The organism is Paracidovorax wautersii (assembly GCF_900113035.1).
In the GTDB taxonomy this organism is placed as follows: Bacteria; Pseudomonadota; Gammaproteobacteria; order Burkholderiales; family Burkholderiaceae_C; genus Paracidovorax; species Paracidovorax wautersii.
Window position 1 is genome coordinate 94,630 of record NZ_FONX01000001.1, and the last position, 16,485, is coordinate 111,114.

At 69.5% G+C, this 16,485-nt stretch carries 14 protein-coding genes; 6 read left to right on the plus strand and 8 right to left on the minus strand.

What is annotated here, in order from left to right:
• Positions 1–510 precede the first annotated feature (510 nt).
• The 4 genes from BM070_RS00320 (at position 511) to argA (ending at position 6,127) form a co-directional block, all read left to right on the plus strand.
• The gene (locus BM070_RS00320; RefSeq protein WP_092937263.1) at positions 511–1,665 is read left to right on the plus strand and encodes a porin; all 1,155 of its coding nucleotides are present in this window, start codon (positions 511–513) and stop codon (positions 1,663–1,665) included.
• Between the two features lie 34 nt (positions 1,666–1,699).
• Complete coding sequence (locus BM070_RS00325) at positions 1,700–2,692, plus strand: Bug family tripartite tricarboxylate transporter substrate binding protein (protein WP_092936474.1); 993 nt, start codon at positions 1,700–1,702, stop codon at positions 2,690–2,692.
• A 154-nt stretch (positions 2,693–2,846) separates the two neighbouring features.
• Positions 2,847–4,586: a tannase/feruloyl esterase family alpha/beta hydrolase gene (locus tag BM070_RS00330; protein WP_092936476.1), complete on the plus strand. Its 1,740-nt coding sequence runs from the start codon at positions 2,847–2,849 to the stop codon at positions 4,584–4,586.
• Between the two features lie 194 nt (positions 4,587–4,780).
• Positions 4,781–6,127 carry an amino-acid N-acetyltransferase gene (gene argA / locus BM070_RS00335; RefSeq protein WP_092937265.1) on the plus strand — a complete coding sequence of 449 codons (1,347 nt, stop codon included), beginning with the start codon at positions 4,781–4,783 and terminating at the stop codon, positions 6,125–6,127.
• Here the strand turns inward: argA and bla are convergent.
• The gene (gene bla / locus BM070_RS00340; protein WP_245785073.1) at positions 6,114–7,004 is read right to left on the minus strand and encodes a class A beta-lactamase; all 891 of its coding nucleotides are present in this window, start codon (positions 7,002–7,004) and stop codon (positions 6,114–6,116) included. The two genes, argA and bla, sit on opposite strands and share 14 nt — an antisense overlap.
• A gap of 154 nt (positions 7,005–7,158) precedes the next feature.
• On the opposite strand from bla, the gene BM070_RS00345 reads away from it, so the two are divergent.
• Positions 7,159–8,028: a LysR family transcriptional regulator gene (locus BM070_RS00345; RefSeq protein WP_092936480.1), complete on the plus strand. Its 870-nt coding sequence runs from the start codon at positions 7,159–7,161 to the stop codon at positions 8,026–8,028.
• 62 nt (positions 8,029–8,090) lie between these two features.
• On the plus strand, positions 8,091–9,806 hold the full coding sequence (gene trhO, locus BM070_RS25310) for an oxygen-dependent tRNA uridine(34) hydroxylase TrhO (RefSeq protein ID WP_092936482.1): 1,716 nt from the start codon (positions 8,091–8,093) through the stop codon (positions 9,804–9,806).
• Between the two features lie 60 nt (positions 9,807–9,866).
• Here trhO and BM070_RS00355 read toward each other — a convergent pair whose 3' ends face one another.
• The 7 genes from BM070_RS00355 to BM070_RS00385 form a co-directional block, all read right to left on the minus strand.
• Positions 9,867–10,370 carry a disulfide bond formation protein B gene (locus tag BM070_RS00355; protein WP_092936484.1) on the minus strand — a complete coding sequence of 168 codons (504 nt, stop codon included), beginning with the start codon at positions 10,368–10,370 and terminating at the stop codon, positions 9,867–9,869.
• Between the two features lie 69 nt (positions 10,371–10,439).
• Complete coding sequence (locus BM070_RS00360; protein ID WP_092936486.1) at positions 10,440–11,564, minus strand: sulfate/molybdate ABC transporter ATP-binding protein; 1,125 nt, start codon at positions 11,562–11,564, stop codon at positions 10,440–10,442.
• A gap of 13 nt (positions 11,565–11,577) precedes the next feature.
• Positions 11,578–12,486: a sulfate ABC transporter permease subunit CysW gene (gene cysW, locus BM070_RS00365; RefSeq protein WP_092936488.1), complete on the minus strand. Its 909-nt coding sequence runs from the start codon at positions 12,484–12,486 to the stop codon at positions 11,578–11,580.
• Between the two features lie 130 nt (positions 12,487–12,616).
• On the minus strand, positions 12,617–13,486 hold the full coding sequence (gene cysT / locus BM070_RS00370; RefSeq protein ID WP_092936490.1) for a sulfate ABC transporter permease subunit CysT: 870 nt from the start codon (positions 13,484–13,486) through the stop codon (positions 12,617–12,619).
• Between the two features lie 10 nt (positions 13,487–13,496).
• Entirely contained in the window at positions 13,497–14,507 is a 1,011-nt protein-coding gene (locus tag BM070_RS00375; RefSeq protein WP_092936492.1) for a sulfate ABC transporter substrate-binding protein, read from the minus strand.
• 143 nt (positions 14,508–14,650) lie between these two features.
• Complete coding sequence (locus BM070_RS00380; RefSeq protein WP_092936494.1) at positions 14,651–15,265, minus strand: RBBP9/YdeN family alpha/beta hydrolase; 615 nt, start codon at positions 15,263–15,265, stop codon at positions 14,651–14,653.
• Positions 15,266–15,509: 244 nt separating this feature from the next.
• Positions 15,510–16,256, minus strand: a complete 747-nt coding sequence (locus BM070_RS00385; RefSeq protein ID WP_092936496.1) for a hypothetical protein — start codon at positions 16,254–16,256, stop codon at positions 15,510–15,512.
• Between the last annotated feature and the right edge of the window lie 229 nt (positions 16,257–16,485).

A 16,485-nucleotide genomic window follows, 5' to 3' on the forward strand; every position in this document is an offset into this window, starting at 1 on the left:
GACGCACAGCGCAGGCCCTGGCGCCAGGCCTGCGCCAGCCATGCATCCGTTTGGCGCCTGCCATACCTAGAGCTTCTACCAATTCATCCAGATCAACAACTAGTTATAGACTTTATCCGATAGCCTGACTAACGATAACCTTTGCAAACAGGCTGCACCGCTTCCGGGCCTCCCGCCGCCCGGACCGGAACCACGGAGACACAAGTCGAGATGATCGCTCCCGCCGCGCCTTCGCCCGCGAAGGTTCCCGCCCTGCGCCGCCACTGCATGGAAGCGATCCGCCTTCCGTCGCGCGCAGGCCGTGGCCCGGCCGGCAGCCATCCCGCAGCGCGCAGCCCCCAGCCCGGCTGCCGCCCCACCGAGTGCCCCCAGCACATGCCGCACCGATCGGACGGCATCAACGACCAGAGAGCAGAGCGACCTGCACGCGCCCCATCGCTGGGTTCCAGCGCCATGGACGGCCCGCGTACGGGCGATTGGAAGGAGACATCCATGAACACGAAGACGACGATGAAGAAGCAACGCAGCACCCGCCACCACTGGTGCGCCGCCCTGATCGGCACCACGGCCGCCCTGGCCGCGCATGCGCAGACCCCGCCAGCCGGCGGCTCCAGCGTCAATATCTACGGTCTGATCGACGTGGGCGTGGAGCATGTCACCAACGTGGGCGCGGGCGGCGACGGCCTCAACCGCATGCCCAGCAACACCGGCACCCTGCCTTCGCGCCTGGGCTTTCGCGGCAGCGAGGACCTGGGCGGCGGGCTCAAGGCCATCTTCGCGCTGGAAATGGGCTTCGCTCCCGACCAGGGCACGCTGGGCCAGGGCGGCCGCGGCTTCGGCCGCCAGTCGATCATCGGCCTGCAGGGCCCCTGGGGCACGGTGACGGCCGGCCGCCAGTATTCGATGCTGTACTACTCGATGCTGGACGCCGACGTGATCGGCCCGGCCGTGTATGCGGCAGGCTCGCTCGACAGCTACATCCCCAATTCCCGCGCCGACAACTCGCTGGGCTACCGCGGCACCTTCAGCGGCTTCACGGTGGGCGCCGAATACAGCTTCGGCCGTGACACGGTCAACGCCGGGCCCAGCCCCGTCGGCACCAATTGCGCCGGCGAGAGCGCCACCGACAAGAAGGCCTGCCGCCAGTGGTCCGCCCTGGTCAAGTACGACGCGCCCACCTGGGGCGCCGCCCTGGCCTACGACCAGCAGAACGGCCGCAACACCACCTCGGCCACCGACCTGGTCTTCGGCAACCTCAACAGCAGCGGCAAGACCGACACGCGCCTGGCCGTGAACGGCTACGTGAAGGTCGCGGGCGGCAAGATCGGCGCGGGCCTGATCCGCCGCGACAACGACGGCGACGCAGTCAAGCCGCGCAGCGACCTCTGGTTCGTCGGCGCCTCCTACCCGCTCACCGGCAACCTGACGCTGGACGGCCAGTACCTGCGCATCAACTACAAGTCGGTCAACGACTTCGACTCGCAGATGCTCGTCGCCCGCCTGACCTACGCGCTCTCCAAGCGCACCGCCGTCTACACCCAGATCGGCCACATCCGCAACGACCGCCTGGCCGCCGTCTCGGTCAGCGGCGGCGCGGCCGGCAGCAACCCGGCCGCCGGCGCCTCGCAGACCGGCTTCAACGTGGGCGTGCGCCATGCGTTCTGAGGCCCCGGCCCCTTCCCTCTCCAGGATCATCGCCATGACCAATCGACGCCAGTTCGTCCAGACCCTCGGCTCCATCACCGCCCTCGGGGCCCTGTCTCCCTTCGCCGCGTTCGCGCAGACGCTGGACACCGCCCGCGTGGTGGTGGGCTTCCCGCCCGGCGGCACGGCCGACGTGATGGCCCGCCGCGTGGCCGACCGCCTGCCTGCGGGCGGCTACGTGAAGACCGCCGGCATCGTGGACAACAAGAGCGGCGCGGGCGGCCGCATCGCGGTGGAGACCGTCAAGTCCGCCGCGCCGGACGGCGGCACGCTGCTGCTCACGCCGCACTCGGTGCTCACCGTCTTCCCGGGCATCTACCCCAAGCTCAGCTACAAGCCGTTCGAGGATCTGGTGCCCGTCTCCCTGGGCGCCACCCTCTCGCACGCGCTGGCCGTGGGCCCCGCGGTGCCGGCCAACGTGAAGACCGTGGCCGACTTCCTGGCCTGGGCCAAGGCCAACCCCAAGGATGCGAGCTACGGCTCGCCCGCGGCCGGCTCCATTCCGCACTTCATCGGCGCGCTGCTCTCCAAGAACAGCGGCATCGACCTGCGGCATGTGCCCTACCGCGGCTCCATCCCGGGCGTGACCGACACGGTGGGCGGGCAGATCGCAGCCATGATCACGCCGGTCGGCGACTTCCTGCCCCAGGCCAAGACCGGCAAGCTGCGCATCCTGGCCACCTCCGGCCCCAAGCGCACGCCGTTCACGCCCAACGTGCCGACCTTCTCCGAGCAAGGCTTCGACTACATCAAGTTCGACGAGTGGTATGGCTTCTACGCCCCGGCCCGCACGCCCGCCCCGGTGGTGGAAGCGGCCAGCGTCGCCATCAACAAGGCGCTGCAGGACAAGGCGGTGATCGAGAACCTGGCGACCTTCGGCCTGATCGCGGGCGGCTCCACGCCGGCCGAGCTCGACGCCATGACGCACGAAGAGTTCAAGCGCTGGGCGCCCATCGTCAAGCAGATCGGCTTCACCGCCGAATCCTGAGCACCGCCCTGCGGCCGACCTGCGCACGCACCCGCGCGGCGCCGGCCGCCGGCGCCGGCCCGGGCTGCACGCGGGCCGGCGCCTTTCCCATAACGACACATAACGACACCCTTTGAGTCGGCCTGCGCCGAGCGCGGGCCGGAGGAGACACCCCATGCACACGTCCTTCAGCCCGGCGCCACGGCGCCCGTCCAACGGCTGGCTTGCCGCCGCCGCCACGCTGAGCGCGGCCATCGGCCTCGCAGGCTGCGGCGGTGGCGACGACGGCCCGCCGCAGCTGGCTGCCGCCACTCCAGCCAAGCTCGCCACCTGCAGCAGCCTGGCGACGCTGGCGCTCCCCAACACCCGCATCACCTCGGTCGCCACCGTGGCCGCCAGCGATGGCAGCAACGGCCCGCCCGCGCTGCCCGAGCACTGCCTGGTGCAGGGCCAGATGAACGAACGCATCAGCCCGGTGGACGGCAACCGCTACGCCATCGGCTTCGAAATGCGCCTGCCGCGCGACTGGAATGGCCGCTTCTTCCACCAGGGCAACGGCGGGCTCGACGGCTCCGTGGTGCCCGCCACCGGCGCCATCGGCGGCGGCGGCCCGACCACGACCGCGCTGGCCATGGGCTTCGCGGTGCTCAGCTCCGACGCCGGCCACCCGCAGCCCACGCCCTTCTTCGGCGCCGACCCGCAGGCGCGGCTGGACTACGGCTACCAGGCCGTGGGCAAGCTCACGCCCATGGCGCGCAGCGTGATCCAGGCGGCCTACGGCAAGGCGCCCGACCGCTCCTACTTCGCCGGCTGCTCCAACGGCGGCCGCCATGCCATGGTGACGGCGGCGCGCTACGCACAGGACTACGACGGCGTGCTGGCCGGCAACCCAGGCTTTCACCTGCCCAAGGCCGCCAGCGCCCAGCTCTGGAAGGTGAAGCAGTACGCCAGCATCGCCAGCAACGGCGCCAACGGCCAGGTGGACATCTCCACCGCCGTGACGCCGGCCGAATACAGCACCGTGGCTGCCAGCATCACCGCCAAGTGCGATGCGCTGGACGGCGTCAAGGACGGCATCGTCTCCGACGTGGCCGCCTGCCAGAGCGCGTTCGACATCCAGGCCGACGTACCCACCTGCACCGGCGCGCGCACCGGCGCATGCCTGACGCCCGCGCAGAAGAACACGCTGCAGCGCATCTTCGCCGGCCCGCGCCTGGCCGACGGCACGCCCGCCTATTCCAACACCTGGTTCGACCCGGGCGTGGCCGGCAAGGACTTCGCGCTCTGGCACTACTTCATCGCGCAGAACCTCGATCCGGGCTCGGTGTCGCTGGTCTTCAACACGCCGCCCATGCCGGTCGCCACCTTCCTCGCCACGCCGCCTGGGCAGATCGCACTGGCCTACGACCTGGACCGCGACTACGGCAAGCTCTTCGCCACCGACGCGACCTACACCGAGTCGGGCTGGTCGTTCATGACGCCGCCGGACGAGACCAAGCTCTCCACCCTGCGCAACCGGGGCGGCAAGCTGATGGTCTATCACGGCACGGCCGACGGCGTGTTCAGCGCCGCCGACACCGCCCGCTGGTACGACCGGCTGCAGCAGGCCGAGCTGGGCCGCGCCGCAGGCTATGCGCGCCTCTACCTCGTGCCGGGCATGAACCACTGCGCCAACGGCCCGTCCACCGACCAGTTCGACATGGTGACGGCGCTGGTCAACTGGGTCGAGAAAGGCCAGGCGCCCGACCGCGTGATCGCCAAGGCGCGCGGCGCGAGCGCCAACGTGCCCAACCCCGAAGTGCCCGCCAGCTGGAGCGCCGGACGCACGCGGCCCCTGTGCCCCTATCCGCTGGTGGCGCGCTACAACGGCTCGGGCGACGTGGAGAGCGCGGACAGCTTCAGCTGCAAGTCCTGAGATCGTGAACACGTTCTGAGCGCCGCGATCGGCCCTGCCGAAAACGGGGCCGATCGCGCTGAGCGGTAACGGGTGGGAAAAACACGCGTTGCGCAGGGCGCGGGCGGGCCCGCAGGGCGGAGGCGAGCCACTATCATTCCGGCCTTCGCCCTGCCCGCCCTCCACCGCCCCTGCCGCACGCCGCCATGTCTGCCCTGTCCGCCGTCTTCAACTTCACCTTCGTTCCCTGGTTCCGCTCGGTCGCGCCGTACATCCACAAGTTCCGGCACCAGACCTTCGTGATCGGCCTGCCGGGCGAGGCCATCGCGGCCGGCAAGCTGCAGTCCATCGCGCAGGACCTGGCCATGATCCAGGCCATGGGCGTGAAGATCGTGCTGGTGCACGGCTTTCGCCCGCAGGTGAACGAGCAGCTGCTGGCCAAGGGGCACGAGCCCCGCTATTCGCACGGCATCCGCGTGACCGACTCGGTGGCGCTCGACTGCGCGCAGGAGGCGGCGGGCCAACTGCGCTACGAGATCGAGGCCGCCTTCAGCCAGGGCCTGCCCAACACGCCCATGGCGGGCTCCACCGTGCGGGTGATCTCGGGCAACTTCATCACCGCCCGGCCGGTGGGCATCGTCGATGGCGTGGACTTCAAGCATTCCGGGCTGGTGCGCAAGGTGGACACGGCCGGCATCCGCCGCTCGCTGGACATGGACGCGCTGGTGCTGCTCTCGCCCTTCGGCTTCTCGCCCACGGGCGAAGCCTTCAACCTGAACATGGAAGAGGTCGCCACCTCGGTCGCCATCGCGCTCAAGGCCGACAAGCTGGTGTTCGTCTCAGAGATCCCCGGCATCCGCACCGACCCGCAGGCCCCCGAGAGCGAAGACAACCCCATCGACACCGAACTGCCGCTGGACCTGGCGCGCCGCATGGTCGCCACCCTGCCCTCCGCCCAGCACCCCACCGACACGACCTTCTACCTGCAGCACTGCGTGAAGGCCTGCGAAGGCGGCGTGGAGCGCAGCCACATCATCCCCTTCGCGGTGGATGGCTCGCTGCTGCTGGAGATCTACGTGCACGACGGCATCGGCACCATGATCGTCGATGAGAAGCTCGAAGAGCTGCGCGAGGCCACGCCCGACGACGTGGGCGGCATCCTGCAGCTGATCGAGCCCTTCGAGAAGGACGGCACGCTGGTCAAGCGCGACCGCACCGAGATCGAGCGCGACGTGGCCAACTACACCATCATCGAGCACGACGGCGTGATCTTCGGCTGCGCGGCGCTCTACCCCTACCCCGAAGCCGGCACGGCCGAGATGGCCGCCGTCACCGTGTCGCCGCAGAGCCAGGGCACGGGCGACGGCGAGAAGCTGCTCAAGCGCATCGAGCAGCGCGCCCGCATCATGGGCCTGAAAAGCATCTTCGTGCTCACCACGCGCACCATGCACTGGTTCATCAAGCGCGGCTTCCAGCCGGTGGACCCGGACTGGCTGCCCGAGGCCCGCAAGAAGAAATACAACTGGGACCGCAAGAGCCAGGTGCTGGTCAAGAACCTGTAGCGCCACCGGCGCGCAGGGCCGCCGCCTGCCGCGCCACCTGGGCGATGGCCGCATCGCGCACCGCAGGCGCAGCGGGCGCGCCGCCCGTCATGTAGCAGGCCACCACCAGCGGCGCCGCGCCGCCCGGCGGCCACAGCACGCCGATGTCGTTGGACGAGCCCAGGGCGCCCGTGCCCGTCTTGTCGCCCACCCGCCAGCCCGGCACGCCCGCGCGCAGGCGCCGGTCCCCCGTCTTGTTGCCCACCAGCCAGGCCATGAGCTGCGCGCGCGATGCGGCCGAGAGCGCATCGCCCAGCGCGAGGCGCTGCAGCGTGCGGCCCATGGCCGCCGGCGTGGTCGTGTCGCGCGGATCGCCCGGCAGGGCCTCGTTCAGCGCGGGCTCGGTGCGGTCCAGCCGCGTCACCTCGTCGCCCACGGAGCGCAGGAAGGCGGTGTAGCCCGCCGGCCCGCCGTGGCGCGCCAGCAGCAGGTTGGCGGCGGTGTTGTCGCTCAGCGTGACGGCGGCCTCGCAGAGTTCGCCCACGGTCATGCCGTCTGCGCCTGGGCCCGCATGCTTTTCGGTGGCGGGCGAATACGGCACCAGCGCCTCGCGCTCGAAATGCACGCGCTGCGCGAGCGATTCCCTGCCCTGATCGACCAGCGCCAGCATCCAGCCCGCCAGCGCCATCTTGAAGGTGCTGGCCATGGGAAAGCGCTCGTCCTCGCGCCAGCCCCACGCGCGGCCCGTGGCGGTGTCGAGCACGGCCACGCCCAGGCGGGCGCCCTGCAGCGTGGCTTCCAGCGCCTGCATGCCGCTGCGCCAGGCGGCGGCATCCGGTGCTGCGGTCGTTGCCGTGCCCGCCAAGGCCGCAGGCCCCAGCAGACTCCAGACACCCATCAGCCCCAAGGAAAACTCTCTTCTTTGCATGCAACAACCCCTTCTTTATGAAGACAGGCTCGAACGATACGGGCTGCCAGGCTTGCGCACCATCGCCAATAATCACAGCCACCCCATCGAAAAACCTGGGACTCCATCACCACACCCCTCCCCCATGCACCTTCCGCTCAATGCCCTGCGCGCGTTCGAGGTAGCGGCCCGGCACCTGAACCTGACCCGGGCGGCTGAGGAGCTGAACGTGACCCAGACGGCGGTCAGCCAGCACATCCGCAATCTGGAAGACCGCCTGGGCAAGCCGCTCTTTCGCCGGCTGCCCCGGGGCCTCGCGCTCACCGACGAGGGCCAGGCCCTGCTGCCCGCGCTCGTGGATGCCTTCGGCCGCATCGCCCAGGCGCTGGAGCAGTTCGATGACCGCCGCCCCCGCGAGGTGCTGACCGTAGGGGCCGTGGGCACCTTCGCCGTGGGCTGGCTGCTGCCGCGCCTGCGGGACTTCCAGCAGGCCTGCCCGTTCGTGGACCTGCGCCTGCACACGCACAACAACCGCGTCGATCTGGCGGCCGAAGGGCTGGACTACGCCATCCGCTTCGGCGACGGCGCCTGGCATGGCACGGCGGCCGACCGGCTGCTGGAGGCGCCGCTCTCGCCCCTGTGCGCGCCGGCCGTCGCCTCGCGGCTGCGCACGCCCGGCGACCTGGCCCGCGAACCGCTGCTGCGCTCCTATCGGCCGGACGAATGGCCCGCCTGGTTCGCCGCCGCCGGCCTGCCCTGCCCGCTGCTGCGCGGCATGGTCTTCGATACCTCGCTGGCGCTGGCGGAAGCCGCCGCCCAGGGCGCAGGCGTGGCGCTGCTGCCCGTGCGCCTCTTCACGCGCGAGCTGCAGCAGGGCCGGCTGGTGCAGCCCTTCGCCCAGACCGAAATCGCCATCGGCGCCTACTGGCTCACGCGGCTGCATTCGCGCACGCCGGGCCCGGCCATGCAGGCCTTCCGCGACTGGCTGCTGGCGGCCTGCGCGGCACCGGCCTGACGATGCCGACTGCCGGGCCACGCGAGGAGCGCCAAGGAGCCGCCCGGTATCATCGCCGCCCCATGCCCACCACGCCCATCTCGCCGAGCGCGCAGCCCTCTTCCGCCGTCCTCACCGCCGCCCTGTACCTGTTCGTCGATCTGCCCGACTACGCCGCGCTGCGGGAGCCGCTGCAGGCGCTGTGCGAGGCGCACGGCGTGCGCGGCATGCTGCTGCTGGCGCCCGAAGGCATCAACGGCACCATCGCCGGCAGCCCCGAGGGCGTGCAGGCCGTGCTGGCCTGGCTGCGCAGCGATGCCCGGCTGGCGCCGCTGCGGCACAAGGAGGCGCTGGGCGACCGGCAGCCGTTCTACCGCATGCGCGTGCGGCTCAAGCGCGAGATCGTCACCCTGGGCGTGCCCGGCCTGCAGCCTGAGCTGCATGCCGGCACCTATGTGAAGCCCGAGGACTGGAACGCGCTCATCGACGACCCCGAGGTGGTGGTGATCGATGTGCGCAACGACTACGAGATCGGCATCGGCAGCTTCGAGCGCGCGGTGAACCCGGGCACGCGCACCTTCACCGAGTTCCCGGCCTGGGTGGAGGCCGAGCGCCAGCCGGGCGGCCTGCTGGCGGGCCAGCCCCGGGTGGCGATGTTCTGCACGGGCGGCATCCGCTGCGAGAAATCCACCGCGCTACTGCGCTCCCAGGGCTTCGGCGAGGTCTATCACCTGGAAGGCGGCATCCTCAAATACCTGGAAACGGTGCCGCCCACCGAGAGCCGCTGGCATGGCGACTGTTTCGTGTTCGACGAGCGCGTGTCGGTCGGCCACGGGCTGGCCCCCGGCCACCACCAGCTCTGCCGCTCCTGCCGCATGCCGCTGGGCGCGGAGGAGCTGGCATCGCCCCTCTACGAAACCGGCGTGAGCTGCCCGCACTGCCATGGCAGCCGCACGCCCGAGCAGCTGCAGGCCCTGCGCGAGCGCGAGCGGCAGATGCGGCTGGCCGCCGAGCGTGGGCAGGAGCACATCGGCGCGCGGCTGCCCTCGGCACAACCGTCGCAACCGTCGCAACCGTCGCAGTCGGCGCGGGAAGCCGCCCCAGCCCCCGCCCTGCCCGCCCATCTGCCGGTGCTCTATTCCTTCCGCCGCTGCCCCTACGCCATGCGCGCCCGGCTGGCGCTGGCGGCCAGCGGCCAGGCCTGCGAGCTGCGCGAAATCGTTCTGCGCGACAAGCCCGCCGCGCTGCTGGCCGCATCGCCCAAGGGCACGGTGCCGGTGCTGGTGCTGCCCGAAGAAGGCGGCGCCAAGGTCATCGACCAGAGCCTGGACATCATGCGCTGGGCGCTGCAGCGCAGCGACCCGGGCGGCTGGCTGCAGCCTTCCACCGGCGAAGACCTGCAGGCCATGCTCGCGCTCATCGCCGAATGCGACGGCAGCTTCAAGCAGGCGCTGGACCGCTGCAAGTACCCCAGCCGCTATCCCGGCGAGGAGGCCGGCACGCCCGGGCACGCCGCCGCCTGGGCCACCGCGGACGGCTGGGTCATGCAGGCGCTGGAGGCGCGCCTGGGCACGCAGGCCTGGCTCTTCGGCAGCCACGCCACGCTGGCGGACATGGCCGTCGCGCCCTTCGTGCGGCAGTTCGCGGGCATCGATGCGGCGCGCTGGGAGGCCGGCGCCTGGCCCCGCACCCGCCAGTGGCTGGCCGGCTGGCAGGCGCTGCCGCTCTTCGATGCGGTAATGGGCAAGTACCCGGCCTGGCGCGAGGGCGACGCGCCGGTGGTGTTCGCCCCCCGCTAGAAACGGCCAGGGCGCCCGAAGGCGCCCTGGCTGGGTGGCTGAATCGTTCGCTGGATCTCGTCAGCGGCGGCTGCGGCGCACGAGCAGCGCCAGCAGCACGATGGCCATGGCGACGAAGCAGATGAACGACCAGTTGGCGATGGAGCCGCCCAGGAAGGTCCAGTCCACCACAGTGCAGTCGCCCGAGCCGCGGAAGATCATGGGAATCGCGCGGCCGATCGGGAAATGCTCGATCATTCCGTAGAAGTCGCGCCCGCAGGTGGCGATCTCGGGCGGATACCACTGCAGCCAGCTCTGGCGCGCCGCCACGAAGGCGCCGAAGCCGGCCGACAGCAGGGCCAGCACGCCCCAGCCGAGTTGCCAGCCTTTTTGCCCTCTGGCGCTTGCCACGCCTGCGCAGAACGCTACCAAAATAAGAGCATAGCGCTGCACGATGCACATCGGGCACGGCTCCAGGCCCACCACGTGCTGCAGGTACATGCCGAACGCCAGCATGGCCACGCAGGCCGCCGCCACCAGCGCCAGCACACGGCGCGGTGCGCGGTCGAAAGCATTCAAAACCATCTCGAAGTTCCCTCTGTTGTGCGGGCCGCCGGGCGGGCCCGGTGCCGCCCGCCCAGCGGGAGGGAAGCGTCAGATGCCGGCGGCTTGGTCCAGAAACACGCGGGCGCGGCGCGGCGTGACCACCAGCGTTTCGCCCTCCTTGAACCCCATCTCGCGGTATTCGGTCGCAGGAATCTGCGCTTCGATCACGGCGTCGGGGGCTGCATTGTCCGCTGGTTTGTCGCCGGGCTCGGCGATTAGTTCCAGCCGCGCGATGGGCCCGACCACGATGGCACGCGAAAGCTGCGCCACGATGCCCTGCGGCCGGCCCTGCGCGTCCAGCCCCTCGCCGGGCGTGTAGCGGCGCACGTCCAGGTCGTGCGGGCGCACGTAGGCGAAGGCGTTGGCGTTCTGCGCCTGGGCATGTTCGGGCGAATCGATCTGCATGCCCTCGACATGCACCAGCCCCTCGTGCGCGCGGCCCTTGAACAGGTTCACGTCGCCCAGGAAGCCATAGACGAACGGGCTGGCGGGCTGGTCCCACACTTCCTGCGGGGAGCCGCTCTGCTCGATCCGGCCCTGGTTGATGACGACCACGCGGTCGGCCACCTCCAGCGCCTCTTCCTGGTCGTGCGTGACGAAGATCGAGGTCACGTGCAGCTCGTCGTGCAGGCGGCGCAGCCAGCGGCGCAGTTCCTTGCGCACCTTGGCGTCCAGCGCGCCGAAGGGCTCGTCCAGCAGCAGCACCTTGGGCTCCACGGCCAGCGCGCGCGCCAGGGCGATGCGCTGGCGCTGCCCGCCCGAGAGCTGCGACGGATAGCGCTCGGCCAGCCAGTCGAGCTGCACCAGCTTGAGCAGGTCGGTCACCTTCTGCCTGATCTGGGCCTCGCTCGGGCGCTGGCTGCGCGGCTTGACGCGCAGGCCGAAGGCCACGTTCTCGAACACCGTCATGTGGCGGAACAGCGCGTAGTGCTGGAACACGAAGCCCACGTTGCGCTCGCGCACGTGCACGTCGGTCGTGTCTTCGCCGCTGAAGTGGATGCTGCCCACGTCGGGCGTTTCCAGCCCGGCGATGATGCGCAAGAGCGTGGTCTTGCCGCAGCCCGAGGGCCCGAGCAGCGCGATGAGTTCGCCCGATTGGATGTCGAGGCTCACGTCGCGCAGCGCCTGGAAGTCGCCGAACTGCTTGCTGATGTTGCGGATTTCGATGCTCATAGATCAATGGCTTTCAGCGTGGGCCCGGCAGCGGCGTGGGCCGCTCCGGGGGCAGGTTGGCCGCGGCCTTGCGTTCGCGTTCGCTCTGCCATTCGGCGACCGACTTGATGGCCAGCGTGACCAGGGCCAGCAGGGCCAGCAGCGATGCCGCCGCGAAGGCCGCCGCCGACTGGTATTCGTTGTAGAGGATTTCCACGTGCAGCGGGATGGTGTTGGTCTGCCCCCGGATATGGCCCGAGACCACCGACACCGCCCCGAATTCGCCCATGGCGCGCGCGTTGCACAGGATGACGCCGTAGAGCAGCCCCCACTTGATGTTGGGCAGCGTCACCTTCCAGAAGGTCTGCCAGCCGGTGGCGCCCAGCACGATGGCGGCCTGTTCCTCGTCGTTGCCCTGCGCCTGCATCAGCGGGATCAGCTCGCGGGCGATGAACGGGAAAGTGACGAACACGGTCGCCAGCACGATGCCGGGCACGGCGAAGATGATCTTGATGTCGTTCGCCTGCAGCCAGGGGCCGAACCAGCCGTTGGCGCCGAAGACCAGCACGTACATCAGCCCCGCCACCACGGGCGAGACGGAGAACGGCAGATCCACCAGCGTGGTAAGGAAGGCCTTGCCCTTGAACTCGTACTTGGCGATGGCCCAGGCCGCCGCCACGCCGAACACGAGGTTCAGCGGCACCGAGATCAGCGCCGTGATGAGCGTGAGCTGGATGGCGGACCAGGCATCCGGGTCGCGCAGGCTGGCGAAGTAGGCATCGGCGCCCTTGGAGAAGGCCTCGACGAACACCGCCGCGAGCGGCAGCACCAGAAAGAGCACCAGGAAGACCAGGGCGATGCCCAGCAGCGTCCAGCGCACCCAGGGCGCCTCGGTCGTGCCGGACTGCGCGCGGCGGACAGCACGTGTCGGATGATGGTTCATAGGGACTTTCCAAAGCGCAGGGCAGCCGTTGCAGGTGCGGCACAGGCCAGGGCAGCCGTGGAACGGGCTTTGCCCGGCCACCGGCTGCGTCCCCCTCGGGGGGAAGGCGCGAAGCGACTCAGGGGGGACATCATGAGTTCTTGCGCTGCCAGGCCTGCAGCGCGTTGATGACCAGCAGCAGCACGAAGGAGATGGCCAGCATCACCACCGCGACCGCCGTGGCCCCCGCGTAGTCGTACTGCTCCAGCTTGCCGATGATGATGAGCGGCGTGATCTCGGACACCATGGGCATGTTGCCGGCGATGAAGATGACCGAGCCGTATTCACCGATCGCCCGGGCGAAGGCCATGGCGAAGCCGGTCATCAGCGCGGGCGTGATGGAAGGCAGGATCACCCGCGTGAAGGTCTGCCAGCGGGTCGCGCCCAGGCTGGTCGCGGCCTCTTCCAGTTCCTTTTCGGTGTCTTCGAGCACGGGCTGCACCGTGCGCACCACGAAGGGCAGCCCGATGAAGATCAGCGCGATGACCACGCCCGCCGGCTTGAAGGCGAGCTGGATGCCCAGCGGCTCCAGGTACTGGCCGAGCCAGCCGTTGCCGGCCAGCAGCGCGGTGAGCGAGATGCCCGCCACGGCCGTGGGCAGCGCGAAGGGCAGATCGACCAGCGCATCGACGATCTTCTTGCCCGGAAAGCTGTAGCGCACCAGCACCCAGGCGATCAGCAGGCCGAACACCAGGTTGACCAGCGCGGCGATCAGCGACGCGCCGAAGGTCAGGCGGTAGGAAGCCAGCACGCGCGGCGCGCTCACGGCGACCCAGAACTGGTCCCAGGTCAGCGTGAAGGTCTTGAACAGCAGCGCCGACAGGGGAACGAGCACGATGATGCTCAGGTAGAAGAGCGTGTAGCCCAGAGTGAGCCCGAAGCCCGGCAGCACGCGCTTGGAACGGCGTGCGCGCCCTGCCCCGGCCCCACCCGGGGGCACGGCGGAAATCGCGGAAGACATGGCGGACTGCTTACTTGGCGCCGGGGGCGTAGAGCTTGTCGAACTGGCCGCCGTCGTTGAAGTGGACCTTCTGCGCCTCGCCCAGCGAGCCGAAGTACTTGCCCACCGTGAACAGCTTGACCGGCTTGAACAGGTCGGCGTGCTTCTTCAGCACTGCCTCCGAGCGCGGGCGCAGCGCGTGGCGGGCGGCGATCTCCTGGCCCTCGTCGGAATAGAGGTAGTCCAGATAGGCCTTGGCCAGCTCGCCCGTGCCCTTCTTGGCCACGGTGCGCTCCACCACGGCCACGGGGTTCTCGGCCAGGATGCTGGTGGAGGGATAGACGGCATCGACGCGGCCCTTGCCGAATTCGCGCTCGATGGAGAGCACTTCGGATTCGAAGGTGATCAGCACGTCGCCCGTGTTGCGCTGCAGGAAGATGCTGGTGGCGTCACGCCCGCCCTTGCCCAGCACCGGCACGTTCTTGTAGAGCTTGCCCACGAACTCGGCGGCCTGCGCGTCGGTGCCGCCCTTTTCGCGCACCGAGCCCCAGGCGCCCAGATAGGCGTAGCGGCCGTTGCCGCCCGTCTTGGGGTTGACCACCACGACCTGCACGCCCGGCTTGACGAGGTCGTCCCAGTCCTTGATGTGCTTGGGATTGCCCTTGCGCACCAGGAACAGCATGGTGGACGTGGTGGGCGAGGCGTCGTAGGGGAATTTCTTGGCCCAGTCCTTGGCGACCACGCCGTTCTGCGCGAGGAAGTCGATGTCCGTCGTGGTGTTGAAGGTGACCACGTCGGCATCCAGCCCGTCGTTCACGGCCCGCGCCTGGGCGCTGGAGCCGCCGTGGGCCTGGTCGATCTTGACGTCCTTGCCGGTCGTCTTCTTGTAGTGGGCGACGAAGGCCGGGTTGTAGTCCTTGTAGAACTCGCGCGCCACGTCGTAGGAGACATTGAGCAGCGTGGGCGTCTGCGCTGCGGCAAGGCCGCTGGCGGCCAGTGCCACGGTGGCGATGAGGGTCTTGAGCCGGTTCTTCGATTGCATGTCTTGTGTCACCCACGTTGCTGGAAGTAACGTGCATTGTGGGTAGCACCGCTTAAAACGCAAAAGAATATATTTTTGTTTATTAATCGATTTGCAGCATAAGCCGTGGGCCAGCTGCCCGCCAGCCGCACTCCGGGCGGAGATCAGGCCGCAGTGCGCAGCGGCTCGGACGCCGAGGTAGCCGCAGTCGCAGCCGCTGCAGCCACACCAGCCTCGGCCGTAGCCTCTTCGCCCACCAGCGACTGCAGCAGGGCCCAGCCGAGCGGCCAGTCGCCGTGGCCGGACTCGACGTTGATGTGGCCGGCGTTCTGCAGGCGCACGAATTCGCTGCCCCAGGAGCGCGCATAGGCCCCTGCCAGGCGCACGGGGCAATAAGGGTCGTTGCTGCTCGCCACCAGGATGCTGCGGTAAGGCAGGGCGCCATGGGGCACGGGCGCGAAATCGCTCAGCACCGCCCGGCGCTCCGGGTCCGCCGGCGCGACGAACAGCGCGCCGTGCACGCGCGCAGCGGCCTCCGGGCCGATATGGGTCGCGGCGATGCACCCCAGGCTGTGCGCCACTACCACGACGGGGTGCGGTGCGGCCAGGATGGTGGCTTCGAGCGTCTTCACCCAGGCGGCGCGTGTCGGCGTGATCCAGTCGTCCTGCACGACGCGGATCACCGAGGGCAGGCGCTGCGTCCAGAGCGTCTGCCAGTGCCCCTCGCCCGAGTCACGCCAGCCGGGCACCACGACGATGGAGGTTGCAGCGGCGCTCATCGCGGACAGCTCCCGCAGGCGCCAGACGCCGCAAAGCCTTCGGCCACCGGCACCAGCCCCAGCCCGGCGGCGCAGGGAGAGGCGCATGGAACAACAGAGCGGGAGAAGACGGTCGGGGCCATGCGTTCATTCCTTGGGCGGAGGCAAGATGGAATGATTCTGCGGGCCGGCCCTTCCAACCCAAACGAATATATCGTTGTGAATTAATAGATAAATCGTCTATTAAAAGCCGCGGCAACCCGCATCACCGGGCGTTCCGGCGATGCCCGCCACCGCGAGCGCCGCGCGCCAAAGCCGCCGCACTACGCGGCGCCCAGCCCAGCACCTGCCACTGCGCCAGTACCAGCGCCATATAGGCCGCGACTTCGGCCCATTCTTCGAGCACGGCGGCGTTGTGGCCCCAGTGGGGAGACACGTGCATGCCCAGCAGATGCCCTTCGCCATAGGTGCTGAGCAAGGCGGCGGCCATTCCCAGGCACAGCTCGATCCAGGGGAAATGCCCGGCGCGCAGCACGGCCCACACCAGCCGCTCGGCCCGGAACCAGGCAAAGAGACAGCCAGCCCCGACCAGCAGGGCCACAGCGACCGGCGCCACCGCGGGCTTGTACCAGAGCACCGATGAGGAATATTCGGGGCCATCGGCCCCAATGCTCAGTGGCGGCAGCAGCGCCGCGCCCCAGCTCAATTCGCGGGCGGCGAGCAGCAGCCACACCGGCACCAGGCAGACGGCCAGGGCCACCACATCAGGCCCCGCCCCCTGCCGCCAGGAGGCGACGGCACGGCCCAGGGCGATGACCCCGCCGCCGACCAGGATGGCGAGCTGGAGGTTTTCGATCCACCCGTTCTCCCAGGCCGCCCTGGCAGGCAGCACAGGCACGGCGAAGAAGCCGATCGCCAGCCAGAGGGCGACGACGAAGCAGAAGAAGTGACGGGGAGACGCCTGGGGCGCCGATTCATAGGCTCCGGCTGGAGCGGTGCAAAGGGATTTCATGCGGATGGGTACTACGCTGCGCCCACCGCTGGATGCACGCGAAGGCATGCACGGAACCCGGAGGGAGACAGGTCAGCTCAAATGGTGAACTGCTGAGTACAGATGTAAAAATTCATGGTATGCGAATCATACTCATCAATATGCATCAAATCGTCACAATTCCGGTGTAAGCGAATTTCCCCGAAGCCGCCGCTCCGCCTCGACGCGCCCTCAGAACGTGTTCACGATC

Bases quoted from the DNA above. Each gene is read 5' to 3' on its own strand.
- BM070_RS00320 (WP_092937263.1), top strand. From the start codon at position 511: ATGAAGAAGCAACGCAGCACCCGCCACCACTGGTGCGCCGCCCTGATC.
- BM070_RS00325 (WP_092936474.1), top strand. From the start codon at position 1,700: ATGACCAATCGACGCCAGTTCGTCCAGACCCTCGGCTCCATCACCGCC.
- BM070_RS00330 (WP_092936476.1), top strand. From the start codon at position 2,847: ATGCACACGTCCTTCAGCCCGGCGCCACGGCGCCCGTCCAACGGCTGG.
- bla (WP_245785073.1), bottom strand. From the start codon at position 7,004: ATGGGTGTCTGGAGTCTGCTGGGGCCTGCGGCCTTGGCGGGCACGGCA.
- BM070_RS00345 (WP_092936480.1), top strand. From the start codon at position 7,159: ATGCACCTTCCGCTCAATGCCCTGCGCGCGTTCGAGGTAGCGGCCCGG.
- trhO (WP_092936482.1), top strand. From the start codon at position 8,091: ATGCCCACCACGCCCATCTCGCCGAGCGCGCAGCCCTCTTCCGCCGTC.
- BM070_RS00355 (WP_092936484.1), bottom strand. From the start codon at position 10,370: ATGGTTTTGAATGCTTTCGACCGCGCACCGCGCCGTGTGCTGGCGCTG.
- BM070_RS00360 (WP_092936486.1), bottom strand. From the start codon at position 11,564: ATGAGCATCGAAATCCGCAACATCAGCAAGCAGTTCGGCGACTTCCAG.
- cysW (WP_092936488.1), bottom strand. From the start codon at position 12,486: ATGAACCATCATCCGACACGTGCTGTCCGCCGCGCGCAGTCCGGCACG.
- cysT (WP_092936490.1), bottom strand. From the start codon at position 13,486: ATGTCTTCCGCGATTTCCGCCGTGCCCCCGGGTGGGGCCGGGGCAGGG.
- BM070_RS00375 (WP_092936492.1), bottom strand. From the start codon at position 14,507: ATGCAATCGAAGAACCGGCTCAAGACCCTCATCGCCACCGTGGCACTG.
- BM070_RS00380 (WP_092936494.1), bottom strand. From the start codon at position 15,265: ATGAGCGCCGCTGCAACCTCCATCGTCGTGGTGCCCGGCTGGCGTGAC.
- BM070_RS00385 (WP_092936496.1), bottom strand. From the start codon at position 16,256: ATGAAATCCCTTTGCACCGCTCCAGCCGGAGCCTATGAATCGGCGCCC.